General features: G+C 72.9%; 9 protein-coding genes. 3 read left to right on the forward strand and 6 right to left on the reverse strand.

Annotated elements, in window-relative coordinates; all coding sequences use genetic code 11:
* Positions 1–227 precede the first annotated feature (227 nt).
* On the reverse strand, positions 228–1,745 hold the full coding sequence (locus LY12_RS25240) for a glycosyltransferase 87 family protein (protein WP_372493636.1): 1,518 nt from the start codon (positions 1,743–1,745) through the stop codon (positions 228–230).
* Positions 1,746–1,823: 78 nt separating this feature from the next.
* Entirely contained in the window at positions 1,824–2,765 is a 942-nt protein-coding gene (locus LY12_RS25245) for a GGDEF domain-containing protein (RefSeq protein ID WP_253859974.1), read from the reverse strand.
* A gap of 190 nt (positions 2,766–2,955) precedes the next feature.
* On the opposite strand from LY12_RS25245, the gene LY12_RS25250 reads away from it, so the two are divergent.
* Both LY12_RS25250 and LY12_RS25255 read left to right on the forward strand, forming a co-directional pair.
* A complete protein-coding gene (locus tag LY12_RS25250) occupies positions 2,956–5,544 on the forward strand; it encodes a sigma-70 family RNA polymerase sigma factor (RefSeq protein WP_253859975.1) in 2,589 nt (862 codons plus the stop codon).
* Positions 5,545–5,732: 188 nt separating this feature from the next.
* Positions 5,733–6,251, forward strand: coding sequence for a GtrA family protein (locus LY12_RS25255; RefSeq protein ID WP_253859976.1), 519 nt, complete (start codon positions 5,733–5,735; stop codon positions 6,249–6,251).
* A gap of 201 nt (positions 6,252–6,452) precedes the next feature.
* Here LY12_RS25255 and LY12_RS25260 read toward each other — a convergent pair whose 3' ends face one another.
* The gene (locus tag LY12_RS25260) at positions 6,453–7,733 is read right to left on the reverse strand and encodes an ATP-binding protein (protein ID WP_253859977.1); all 1,281 of its coding nucleotides are present in this window, start codon (positions 7,731–7,733) and stop codon (positions 6,453–6,455) included.
* Between the two features lie 110 nt (positions 7,734–7,843).
* A complete protein-coding gene (locus LY12_RS25265; protein WP_253860030.1) occupies positions 7,844–8,533 on the reverse strand; it encodes a response regulator transcription factor in 690 nt (229 codons plus the stop codon).
* A gap of 47 nt (positions 8,534–8,580) precedes the next feature.
* On the opposite strand from LY12_RS25265, the gene hisN reads away from it, so the two are divergent.
* The gene (gene hisN, locus LY12_RS25270; RefSeq protein WP_253859978.1) at positions 8,581–9,366 is read left to right on the forward strand and encodes a histidinol-phosphatase; all 786 of its coding nucleotides are present in this window, start codon (positions 8,581–8,583) and stop codon (positions 9,364–9,366) included.
* A gap of 330 nt (positions 9,367–9,696) precedes the next feature.
* Here the strand turns inward: hisN and LY12_RS25275 are convergent, their stop codons facing one another.
* Complete coding sequence (locus LY12_RS25275) at positions 9,697–9,969, reverse strand: hypothetical protein (protein WP_253859979.1); 273 nt, start codon at positions 9,967–9,969, stop codon at positions 9,697–9,699.
* On the reverse strand, positions 9,966–13,172 hold the full coding sequence (locus tag LY12_RS25280) for a TNT domain-containing protein (RefSeq protein WP_253859980.1): 3,207 nt from the start codon (positions 13,170–13,172) through the stop codon (positions 9,966–9,968). Before LY12_RS25280 ends, LY12_RS25275 begins: the two co-directional genes overlap by 4 nt.
* Positions 13,173–13,180 lie beyond the last annotated feature (8 nt).

Consider the following 13,180-nt stretch of genomic DNA (forward strand, 5'->3'; position numbering starts at 1 on the left):
CTCCACCTCGTCGCGGACGAGCATCTCCTCGATGTCCTCGTTCGTGAGGGCCACGCATTCCCGCCGGAGCGCCGGGATCAGCGGGGCCGGACACGGTTGCCGCAAGCCTCGACTCCGGAGCCGGCTGCAGTACCCACGCAGCGAATGCGTGACAGTCTCGGCACTCGCCGCCCAGGTCCCCGATCGGGGCATGGCGGTCACGGACCCGAGCTCGCCGACGCTCCGGTCTACCGCTGGTCGGACCCGGCGGAGCTCGACCGCGGCGCATTCGACCGCCGCGCACCCGAACCCGGCGCATTCGAACCCGGCGCACCCGAACCGGCCGGGCCGGACCCGGCGGCGGCCGGCGGCTGAGCGTCGTCGCCGGCGGCCACCACCGCCCTGCCGCGCAGCAGGGCGATCAGCGTGTCCCGGTCGCGCAGCGCCCCGCGCAGGTTCTCGCGGTTGCGCCACAGCCAGCGGCCCGCGAGCACGGCGACCAGCACGACCGGCACCAGCAGATAGGCGCTGCCCAGGATGTACTGCCAGAACTCCCAGTGCAGCTCCAGGTTGCGCCCGTTCGGCAACACCAGCAGTACACAGCTGACGAACACCACGAACACCGCGCCCGCCGCGATCCACCGCTTTCGCGTCTTGACCGGATCGGCGTGCGGCAGCTTCGACACGAGCACCATGATCAGCGGCACGGCCCACACCCAGTGGTGCGACCACGACACCGGCGAGAGCAGCAGCGCGTAGAACGCCGTCACCAGCAGCGCTTCGAGCGGGCGGCCGCTGCGGTGGAACCGCAGCATCAGCCACACCGCCAGCGGCGCCAGCGCGAGCCCGACGACGATCGCCGCGTTCGACGCCCACGGCGCCAGGTCGGTCATGCGGTTGAACAGGCCGTTGAGCGACTGGTTGCCCGCCCAGTGCATCGGCCCGATCCGGCCAGCGTTGAACACGGTGTGCGTCCAGAACCGCCACGCGTCCGACGGGATCAGGGCGAACATCAGCCCCTGCAGGCCGATGAACGTGCCCATCGCGCGCATCGCGTCCATCCGCCGCCCGGTGAACAGCAGGTGCGGGATGAAGATCAGCGGCGTCAGCTTCACCGCCGCCGCGACGCCCACCATGACGCCGCCCCACCGGCTCCCGCGGGCACAGATCACCAGCACGTCCAGCACGATCAGCGCCATCAGGATGAGGTTGATCTGACCGAGGAAGATCGTCCGCCACACGGGTTCGAGCGCGAAGAACAGGACGGCCGACAGCAGGGTGACGCGCGCGGGCGAGGCCCACACGGGCAGCTCCCCCTTCGGCCGGGGCAACGCACCGAGCGCGACCCGGATGACGACGGTCATCGCCAGCAGCGACACCGCCGACAGCACACCCCACGCCACCTGCACCGGGAACACGGCCAGCGGCACGAACAGCAGCGCGGCCGTGGGCGGATACGTGAACGGCAGCAACGCCCAGAACGGTTCCGGCGCGAGCGTGTTGCTCTCGTACAGCGGGTCGCCCGACAGCAGGGTGACGGCACCGGCGCGGTAGACCGCCGAGTCGACGCCGAGCTGCAGGTCCAGCAGCCAGCCCACGACACCCGCCACGATCATCAGCGCGGGAAGCGCCAGCACCAGCGCCAGCGACCTGGGCCGCGCGAGCAGGCGCTCGGCCGAGGCGCGCAGCTGCAGCGGAGCCGACCCGGCGGGCTCCCGGCGGGAGCCCGCCGACGTCTCGGCCTCGCGCAGGTCTGGGGTGCTCACTCTTTCTAGGAAACCATGAACGTCGTGTGAGTTCGGCGTCGGCCACTCCGCTCGGTCTGCTCCACTGCCCCCACGCTGCTACCTCGCGGCGAGGGAATCGAGCAGCAGGCAGGCGTCGTCGTGGGACACGGGCAACCGCACGACGTTCACTCGCGCCGACCCGGACTCGACCAGCTGCGGGTCGACGGCGAAGCGCTCGGTGAGCTCGCGTCGCAGGCGCACCGCGCTGCGGGCCACATCGTCCGACCGGGGGACGACCGCGACCACCGTCGAGGCGCCGAGCACGGCATGGCTCTCGCCACCGTCGAACACATGCCGCAGCACGTCCGCGGCCAGGATCATGCCCGCGGGCCGCAGGTAGACCGCGGAGTCGGCGAAGTCGAGCGAGATCACCACGAGCACCTGCCCCTCGGCCACGCTCACCCCGTCCCGCGCCGCCCGCCGGTACAGCTCGGACAGGCGGGTGCGCAGGTATGCCTGGGTCGGCAGTCCCGTGAGCGAGTCGTGCACCTCGGTGGTCCCGACGTGGCCCAGCGCGACCTCGGCCCAGGCCACGGCGACGATCCGCAGCAACCGCGTGGGCAGCGCGTCGACGTCGCCTGCCTCGGCGATGGCGTCGAGCGCATCGGCATGACCGGTCTCACCGGCCGGCGCGCCCGCGGGCACCTGCAGCACGCCGTGCAGCGCGGCCAGATCCCCGAGGGTCTCCTCGAGCCCCGTGCCCGCGGCCGCACGGGCGTGCGCCAGTGCCACCAGCGCCGCACCCGCCCCGTCGAGACCGGAGCGCGTCACCGCCGAACACACGAGGTCGACCTCTGCCACGTCCCAGTCGTCGGCGAATCGCCAGCCGCAGGCCAGGCTCGCCGCCCGCCATCGCCGCCGGAGCGCCACGCGTGGGTCACGCACGACCCGCTGTGCCTCCCGCACGGCGTGCGGCTGCCGGCCCGAGGGCGGTCCGCCGTCATGATCGTCCGACAGAGCGAACGGCACACCCTCCACGTCGCCAGCACTCACGTCCACTCACGCCTCCTTGTCGGCTCGTCGGGGGTGAGACGGGCCCATCCGCCCTGCATGACGGCGACGGCCACGAAAAGTTGCGGTGCGAGTGAACCGGGTGAAGTCGCCACCCTCGGCGTGACGCTTCCCCGAATGTCCGTCACACTTTGCTCCGCAGTGCGTCCCCCAACCGGGACGACCTGAGAGGAGAGCCGTGAGCACCGCACCCACCGACCCGCAGGGCATGAGCGACGCCGAACTCATCGCCTCGGTACGCGCGGGCCAGCTCGAGTGCTACGGGACGCTGTACGAACGTCACGTATCCGCTGCGTACAACCTTGCGCGGCAACTCGCGCGCACGTCGATCGAAGCCGACGACCTCGTCTCGGACGCCTTCTCGAAGGTCCTCGACACGCTCCGCGGCGGGAAGGGCCCGGACAGCGCGTTCCGCGCGTACCTGCTGACGGCCGTACGGCACGGCGCCTACGACAAGACGCGGCGCGACAAGAAGCTCGATCTCGCCGAGGACATGACGACCGTCACGACGGTCGGCGGCGCGGGCGCCGAAGCGCTGACCGTGGAGTTCTCCGACACGGCCCTCGAAGGTCTCGAGCGCACACTCGCCGCGAAGGCGTTCGCGAAACTGCCGGAACGCTGGCAGGCCGTGCTGTGGCACACCGAGATCGAAGGCGCCTCGCCCGCCGAGGTGGCGCCGCTGCTCGGCCTGACGGCCAACAGCGTGTCCGCGCTCGCCTACCGCGCGCGCGAAGGTCTGCGCCAGGCGTACCTGCAGGTGCATCTCGCCGAGGTCAGCGCGAGCACGTGCCACGCCACGGCCGACAAGCTGGGGGCCTGGACCCGCGACGGGCTGTCGAAACGGGAACGCGCGCAGGTCGAGACGCATCTCGACGACTGCTCCGACTGCCAGGCGCTCGCCGCCGAGCTGGCCGACGTCAACGGCGCGCTGCGGGCGGTCATCGCTCCGCTCGTCCTCGGCGGCGGGGTGCTCGGGTACCTCGCGCTCGCGGGCGGCGGCAAGGCCGCGGCGGCGACCGCGATCGGCGCGGGCACCGCGGCGGGTTCCGCGGGGGCCGCCGCGGGTGGTGCCGCCGGTGGCGCCGGCAGCGGCGGAGGCGCCGCCGGAGCGGCCGCGGGCGCGCCCAGGGAGTTCGTCGGCGTGGCGGGTTCCGGCGTCGCGATGGCCGCGGCCGTCGCGCTGGCACTCACCGCCGGTGGCGGCGGGCAGCAGATCCCGACGGCCGCCGAACAGCCACAGCAGCAGCCGCCAGCCGCACAGGCGCCGAACGAACCCGCCGACCCGCCGCCCGGGCAGCCTGCACCGGACAACCCTCCGGCGCCGAACGAACCCGCACCGCAGCAGCAGCCGCCACCTGCGCCGAACGTGACACCACCGAAATCGCCGGAACCGGCCTCCGTCGGGGCGACCGTTGATCAGGAGGGCGTCGAGCTGGTCGCCGGCGGTGGCCCCACCGACCTGCCGATCACCGTGCGCAACAACGGCGGCACGCTGTCCGATCCCATCGACGTCACGCTGAACCTGCCCGAGGGCGTGAGCTCCCTCGGCGGCGGCGGTGGCGGCGGCACGACCGCAGGTGCCGCAAACACCCAGCGCGGCTCGGACCAGCGGGGCGGCACCACGGCACCCGCCGGTGGCGGGGCGTCGCCGTCCGGCGGGGCTCTCCGGCAGGCCGGCGGCGGCGAACGCATCGCCTGCCCCGGCGGCACCGGCACCGTCACGTGCTCCACGGGCCGCGGGCTGCAGCCCGGCGAGGCCATGACCCTCGTGTTCCGCCTGCAGGCCTCCGCCGATGCCGAGTCCGGGCAGGTCACCGGACACCTCAGCGGCGGCGGAGCCGTCGACGTGTCGCTGCGGGTGCCCGTCAAGGTCGAACCCAAGCCCGCGCCGCCCCCGCCACCACCCGAGGACGGCATCCGGGTTCAGGCGAACAGTTTCGGCACGCAGGCGTCCGTCCGGATCCGGAACACCGGTGACACCACCGACAAGGTCACACTCACGTCCGATCGGCCCGCACACGGCGTGGGCCCCGGCATGGACTGCGCCCACGGGTGGAGCGAGCCGCTGTCGTGCACCTCGACCGATGGGCTCGAACCCGGCGAGGACAGGACCGTGTACGTCACCGTGTACGACCACGGCGACGATGAGCACGACGACGACTACGGCGAGGGCCACGGCGATGGCGACGTCAACGGTGGCGGAAACGGCCACGGTTTCGGTGACATCGGCTTCGGCCCGGGCCACCCCGGCGGCGACGTCACTGTGACGTTCACCGGAACCCTCGGCGACGCCTCAGCCAGCGACGACGCGACGTTCCCGCAGGTGGGATGCTGGCCGCTGCCGTTCAAGTGCTTCGGCAGCATCGTGGCCCCCGCGCCCGACCCGCAGTCCGGATCCGGGTCCGCGGAGGCGACCACGGCCCCGCCCGCCTCCGGTTCGGCGTCGGCGACCGAGCCGCCGACCGGCTCCGGTTCGGCGACCGCACCTCCGGGGACGACCCCGAGCGGCTCGGCGACCGCACCGCGTCCCACCTCGGACCCGGCGTCGGGATCGGCGACCGCCACGACCGAGCCCGTGTCCACGGACCCGCTCGGCCCACCGACCGATCCGTGGCCCGGGCCGCCGGGGAAGGGCAACGGCCACGGCTGGGACCACAACGGCAGAGGCCCTGGCGACAAGGACCACGAGGACAAGGACCACGACGACAGGGATTTCGACGACAGGGATTTCGACGACAAGGGCACGCGGAACCGCGATCCGCACTGAGTAGCCCGCACTGATCGACCCGCACCGTGTCGCCGGTGCCCGAACGTGAGTCGCGGGTACCTGCCGTCCCGCATCGCCGGTGCGCTGCGTCGCACCCGGCCGCGGGCGACCGGGTGGTGCAGACGTCCGGCGAGTGACGTTCCACCGTTCGGCGGACTCACCCCGCGCGGATGGCTACACTGCGATGTGTGTCCGTCGTCGAAACCGTGCTGGAGCACGTACCCGGGCCGCTGCGCTCGCTGCTGCTGAAACACCGCGAACTGCTCAAGTTCGCCGTCGTCGGCGGCACGACCTTCCTGGTCGACAACGGCATCTGGTACCTGCTGAAGTTCACGGTCCTGATGGACAAGCCGACGACGGCGAAGGCCATCGCGATCCTCGTCGCGACGATCGTGTCGTACGTGCTCAACCGCGAATGGTCGTTCCGCACCCGCGGCGGCCGTGAGACCGGCCACGAAGCGACCCTGTTCTTCGTGATCAGCGGCGTCGCCGTGGCCGTGAACCTGGTGCCGCTGCTCATCTCACGCTACGTGCTCCACCTGCAACGGCCGGAAGTGTCACTGTTCGTGCAGGAGACGGCGGACTTCATCAGCGGCTCGGTGATCGGCATGCTGCTCGCGATGGTGTTCCGCTTCTGGGGATTCCGGAAGTGGGTCTTCCCCGACGAACTCGGCGGCATCCGCCGCGAAACCCTCGCCCGCCACTGACGGCCACCCGTCACCCACCACCACCGGCGACACGGACACACCCGATCGACGCGACCCGCGCAGGCGGTCACACCTCCCGAAGCGCTCCTGCTATCTCGGCACCCGCCCACCCGTCGCCCGCCACCACCCACCACGGTGGTGCGCACACCACCCGGTCGACACGACCCGCGTAGGCGGTCAAGCCTCCCGAAACACCCCCGGTTACCTCGGCACCCGCTCGTTGGGCCACTTGACGGCGGGGACGTCGCCCGCGGTCGGCACGCGGAGGAACAGGCTGAACGTCGCGGGCGCCCTGGTGGACAGCTCGAGCCTGCCACCGTCGGCCTCGGCCAGTGCCCGCGCCAGCGCGAGTCCCACACCGGTCGACCCGGCGCCAGAGAACCCGCGGTCGAACACGTGCGGCGCCAGTTCGTCCGGCACACCCGGCCCCGAGTCGCTGACCTCCACCACGACCGTGCCGTCCGTGTCGCCGCGCCGGGCCGCCAGCGTGACCGTGCCCGCGCCGTGCCGCATCGCGTTGTCCAGCAGCACACTGATGATCTCCCGCAGGCGGGCGGGCGTGACACGCACCATCAGGCCGTCGGCGATCCGCAGCCGGAGCGTCCGCCCCTCGGCCTTGAGCACGTCCCGCCACTCGTCGCTGACCTCGGGCAGCATCGTCGTCAACGACACCGGCTCGGTGCCGACCTCACTGGCGGCGCGTGCGGCGGCGAGCAGTTCGTCGAGCGCCCCCGCGAGTCGGTCGGACTGCTCCAGCGCCGCGTGCGCCTCCTCGGCGACCTCCGGGTCCTGATGCAGCCCCAGCGCCTCCAACCGCAGCTGCAGCGCCGTGAGCCTGCTGCGCAGCTGGTGTGACACGTCGCCGACGAGCTGCCGCTCCCGCTGCACCAGCTGGGCGAGCGCAGTGCCCGACGAGTCGAGTGCGTCGGCCACCATGTCCAGCTCGGCGACCGCATACCGCCTGCTCTCGGGGCGGAAGTCGCCCGCGCCGAGGCGGGCCGCGCGGTCGGCGACGTGCCGCAGTGGCCGCGCCAGCCGGTTCGCGGTGACCGTGGCCACGAAGGTGCCGATGCCGACCGACAACACGACGACGAACACCACGGCCACCGCGACCTGAGTCTGCTGGGTCCGCATCTCACCCGCCGGCTGCGTCATCACGATGTGGCCGCCCGCGATCGGCTGCTGTTCGCTGATCACGTCGTCGCCCGTCGACGGTCCCGCCTCCATGATCGCCGCCGAATCATGATGGACGACCAGGTGCGCGTCCCGCGGCATCGCCGACCGGATGTGCCGCAGGTTGAGGCTGTGCCGATTGGCGAGCTGGTTGTCGAGGGCCGCGGCGATCCGCTGCGCGCTGTTGGTCAGCTCCTCCCGGTGGAAGTTCTCGACCAGCAGCACGCCCGTCACCCCGAGCGGCGCGCCCAGCGCCACTCCGGTGACCAGCACGGCCAACAGGATCGCCAGGAGAATTCGCCGCCGCATACGCCGCCCGTGCCCTCGTCCCGTCTATACCGTCGCCCGCCGGTGCCCGCCCGTACCGGCTCGCCGGCCATCGCTCCCGTCTCCCGCGAGCGCCGCCGTTCGTGTCGCCGTCATTCGACGTTGAACCGGAAACCGACACCGCGCACCGTCGCGATGTGTTCCTCGTTCGAATTCCGCGGATCCCGGCCCGCCGCCACCGCGAGTTTCCTGCGCAGCCACGACATGTGCATGTCGAGCGTTTTCGACGTCTTGAGCGCCTCGGTGTCCAGGTCGTTCCACACCTCGGCGAGGATCTCCTCGCGGCTCACGACCTGTCCGGCCCTGCTCATCAGCACCCGCAGCAGCTCGAACTCCTTGTTGGCGAGCTGCACCTCCTCGCCATCGACGCTCACGAGCCGCGCCGCGACGTCCATGCGCACGCCGCCGATGTCGAGCGCGCCCGGCGACCGCCTGCGCAGCAGCGCACGGATCCGGGCGAGCAGTTCGGCGAGTCGGAACGGCTTCGCGACGTAGTCGTCGGCACCCGCGTCGAGGCCGACGACGAAGTCGACCTCGTCGGTGCGGGCCGTCAGCATCAGCACCGGTGTCTGAGCACCCGACGCCCGCAGTCTGCGGCACACCTCCAGCCCGTCCATCTCGGGCAGGCCGAGGTCGAGCACCAGCAGGTCGACGCGTTCGGACGCCGTGGCTTCGAGCGCCGCCGACCCGTCCGCGACGGCCACGACCTCGTAACCCTCACGTTCCAGCGCGCGGGACAGCGGCTGCGCGATCGCGGGATCGTCTTCGGCGAGTAGGACCATGCTCACCTGGTCAACCTTACGGCGGGGGCACGTGGAACCATCGTGATGTGTCCCGTTATTCCGACGACGCAGAGCTGGCGGCCGAACTCGCCGACGCGGCCGATGCCATCACCGTCGAACGCTTCCGCACGCAGAACCTGCAGGTGACGGCCAAGCCGGACCGTACACCCGTGACCGACGCCGACACCGACGTCGAGGACGCGATCCGTCGTGTCCTCGCCGGCCGGCGCCCCGGCGACGGTGTGGCCGGCGAGGAGCGCGGCGGGTCGATCGCCGCGCCGGGCCGGGTGTGGGTGCTGGACCCGATCGACGGCACGAAGAACTTCCTGCGCGGTGTGCCGATCTGGGCGACGCTGATCGCACTGCTCGACGGCGGTGTTCCGGTGGTCGGCATGATCACCGCTCCGCTGCTGGGCCGTCGGTGGTGGGCGAGCCAGGGTGGTGGCGCGTGGCTGCGGGATTCGGCCGGTGAGCGCCAACTGGCCGTCTCGCGAGTGCCGCAGCTCGCCGACGCCTACGTGTCCACAACGGACCTGAACAACTGGGCAGAGCACCGCACCCAGGAGGCTTACCTGTCGCTGACCAGGGCGTGCTGGGAAACCCGCGCGTTCGGCGACTTCTGGCAGCACTGCCTCGTCGCGGAGGGTGCGCTGGAGATCGCGGCCGAGCCCGTGGTCAACCCGTGGGACGTCGCGGCGGCACAGGTTCTCGTGACCGAGGCAGGCGGACGATTCACCGATCTCGACGGAGCGGCCCGGTTCGACCGCGGCTCGGCGCTGTCGACCAACGGCCTGGTCCACGACGCCGCGCTCGCCCACCTCCGCCGCCGCTGAGCACCACCGGTCGTCGGCCGACTGCCACCCGCATGCCCACATCGGCGCGTGTTCTGCATTCACACCCGCGTGTTCCGCATTCATGCGCCCGTGTTCTGCACCCACGCGGCCCGATCTCGTGCCTGCCCACCGGACGAGTACGGCCGGCGGGCAGCGCGCACGGTCCGAGCGCAGGACATGCACGACGGAACAGGCGTGCGTCCGGGCGGCAGTGGGGCGGCGGCCGGGAGACGGGCGGACGCAAGGCACACGATTCCGAGTGCAAGACACGCGGGCCGGAGTGCAGAACACACGGGGCCGAGTGCAGGACATGCGCGACACGGCGCGGGGTCAGGGCAGCACGCCGACCGCTCCCCTGGCGACCTGCGCCCAGGTCAGCCTGCCGAAGAGGTAGTAACAGGCGACCTGTTCGTTGGTGAAGCGCGCCCAGTCGTAGCGGTTGCCCCGCTCACTCCAGAACACCTCCCACGCGACCCCGCCCGCGTCGTCGACGTCCTCCTCGCGCAGCACGCACCAGGCGTTGTCGACCTCGGTGCCCAGGGACACCACCTCGGGCGGCACGCCGACCGCCTCGAGCCAGCGCATGATCGACTCGGTGTTCACGACTCGTTCTCCTTCGTGGTCCGGTCTGCGCCCTCGTCGGCCGCGGCACCGCCGGGACGGCCGGTGTCCTGCGGGTGCCCGGTGCCCTCAACGCCGCGCGCGCCCTCATCGCGGCCAGGGCCGTTGGATCCCTCCGCGTCGTTGGGCACGTCCGCGTGGTTGGGCACGTCCGCGTCGTTGCGTCTTTCGGTGTCGTCGCGCACCCCGGTGCCGTTGGGTAGCTCGGTGCCGTTGGGTAGCTCGGTGCCGTCGAGTACGGAGCCGACGGTCCCGACACCGTCCGAAGTGTCCGCGGAATCCTCGGCGTCCGATGTGGTGGCATCGGTAGTTGTCATGTCGGGAGGGGTCGCTCCCGGAACGGCCGCGTCGTCCGTTGTGGTCGGAGCGCCTGCGTCCACGGTGGCAGGCGGCGCGTCGACGGCTTCGAACGTCGCGTCGGCCAGATAGCCGAGGGTGACGAGTTCGGCGGCGCTGCAGGTGGCGCGGTACCGAGCACCGCCACCGGGCTGGCCGAACCAGGGGGCCGACACGCCGCGCCACATCGGCACCTCCCGCAGGACGCGGTAGCGCCGGTAGCCCGCGTCCAGATCGGACGGCGGCTGCGACCGCTGCTCGAACGGGGTGCCCGCGGCGGAAAAGACCCGCCCGTGGGCGGTGCCGAACCGGTCCAGCATCGTGCCGGCCGCGAGCAGTTCGGGTTCTCCGTCGGCGGAGCAGCCCTCGGGGAACTCATCGGCGGGCGGCCACACGTAGGCAGGCACCGCGCCGGCGGCCGAATCGCGGGCGACCGCGACGTCACCGGCCGCATCGCCGTCGGCACCGGTCGCGTCGCTGTCGCCGTCACCGTCGGCACCGGCACCGGCACCGCCGAGGCCACGGCCGTCAGCGTCGGCTGCCGGCCCGCCGGACCCCGCAGCACTGGCCCCGCCATCGCCGACGGCCACCGTTCCGCCACCAGCTTCGGCAACGTCGACAGCGGTCTCGCCGCGAACGACCGCGTCACCATCACGGGTGGCGCCGACCGCGGCCGGTTCGGAGGCCAGGAACCGGGCGTCCCAAGCACGCTCGTGCATCCCACCGAGCGGGTCATGGCCGTCGCGGACACCTGGTGGTGGGCACGGCAGGACGTCCGCGGGCGGCGGCGCGGGCTGCCGGGCCCCCTGCCTCAGCAGGTCGAGGGCCTGGTCCGGCTCGACGACGTCCGAGTTCGGGTGGTCGTGCGGTTCGAACCGGGCCACGACGGGCGCTTCGGAGTCCGGTTCGGGCGCAGGCAACTGCCGCGCCGGACGGTCGGAGGCGACCGGGAGGTGCCCGATCGGGAACATGTGCACCAGGAACAACGCGACCACGCTCTCCCGCTCCTGCCGCGGCGAGCCCAACGCGGGCGCCTGGTGCTGCTGGGCCTGGTGCTGCTGCGGCGGTGCCGGGTTCGGGGGCGCGGCCGGTTGCGATGCTGCGTACTGCTGCGGTGGGTACGGCTGTGGGGCGCCGGGCGCAGCCGCGTACGACCCGGCGCCCGGTGCCGGCGGCGCGTTCCGCAGCTGCGGACGCTGAGCGGCCGGCGCCTGCGGCGGATACTGCTGTCCCGCGGGCGGCCTGCCGTACGGGTGCTGCCCCTGCGGCTGCTGGCCTGCCTGCGGTCGACCGTAGGGATTCTGTCCCTGTCCCTGGCCGTGCTGTCCGTACGGGGCCGCACCGCCGGCCTGACCGGCGGCGGGCGGAACCGGCCCACCCTGCGCAGCACCTCCGGCGACAGCGCCACCCGGCACGGCGCCGCCACCCGCCATGGGGCCACCGGCCGGTGGCGGTCCCGGCTGCGGGCCGAACCCACCGGGCTGGCCACCGACCGAGGGCGGAACGGCGCCCGGCTGCGGTGGCGGTGCGCCGCCTGCCGGAGGTCCGCTGAAGCCGGACAGATTCGTGCCGGTCGGCGGCGTCGGCGCATCGCCACCGGGCGCAGGCGGCCCCCACGTGGAACCGATGGGAATACCTCCGGGTGGGGTCGGCGCGTCGGGCAGCACGATCGGTCCCGTCCCGCGATCGCCACCACCGAAGGGCGGCACCGGCTGGGATCCGGGCCCCGGCCCCTGTCCCAGGCCGAACGGTGGGGTGCCCTCGCCATCGGGGCCGCCGGGGAACCCGGGGCCGCCCTGGCCACTCGGAAACCCGGGGCCGCCTGCGCCACCGGGGCCGTCGGAAACACCCTGACCGGGGTGTTCGCCCGCGGCCGGCCCGCCGAGCAGTTCCTCGACACCATCCAGCAGGTCGCGGCCGGGCTCAGCCGTCCCCGCACCGCCTCCGCCGAGCACCCCACCGGGACCGCCCGGGGCGGCGTCGTCGCCCGGCACGTCCGAGGCATCGGCGAGGGCCCCTCCGGAACCGATCCCCGGAGCCTGGCCGAGTACGTCATCGACCGGCCCCAACGGGCCCTGTGGTGGGGACGGCGCCGGACCGGCCGACGAACCCTGCCCACCGAGAGGCCCCTCCTGGCCGAGCGCGTTCCCCACGTCCCGGCCGGAACCGAACAGACCGGCCGCATCCTCGAACACGGTGTTTCCGAGACCCGCGTCGCCGAGCGCAGCGTCCGGGGCGGCGGTGTCCACATCGGGCAAGCCGATCGCACCGAGCAGACCACCACCGTCGCCCGAACCACCGGCGCCCCCGGGACGGTCGTTGACGACGTCGGCCGCGACACCCTGGCTCGCACCGTCGACACCGACCGTGTCGGCGAGCCCACCGGTGATGGCCCGCATGTTGGCGGCCGTGCCCTGCACGACCGTGTCGATACCGGCCAACGCGGCCGGGTGGCCCGCGTCGGCGGCGGCACCGGCGGCGTCGCGGGCCACCGCGGCGTCGCGCAGCTTGCGCACGAGTTCGACCTTCGTACGGCCCACCTGGTCGGCGGCGCGGTCGAGCCGGTCGGCGGCGTCGCCCGCGCCCTGCGCGGCGTGGCTGAGACTGCCCCGCTCGGGGTCGACGAATCCGGACCAGGTCCGGCGCGCGGCGTCGCCCGCCTCCCCGTTCATCGCGCCGAGGGCCTGTCCCGCGACCGTGTCCGCGTCGCCGGCGAGACTCTGCAGCTCGCCCGCAGCCTGGCGCCACGACCGCGCCTGTTGACGCATCGCGTCCTCGTCGGCCTGTGGCCAGGCGACACCGGTCTCGGCGGCGATGTCGGCGAGCTCCGCGGGCAGTTCGATTCCCATGTCGCGGG

The sequence above is a fragment of the Prauserella alba genome (assembly GCF_024171735.1).
Classification (GTDB): Bacteria; Actinomycetota; Actinomycetes; order Mycobacteriales; family Pseudonocardiaceae; genus Prauserella; species Prauserella alba.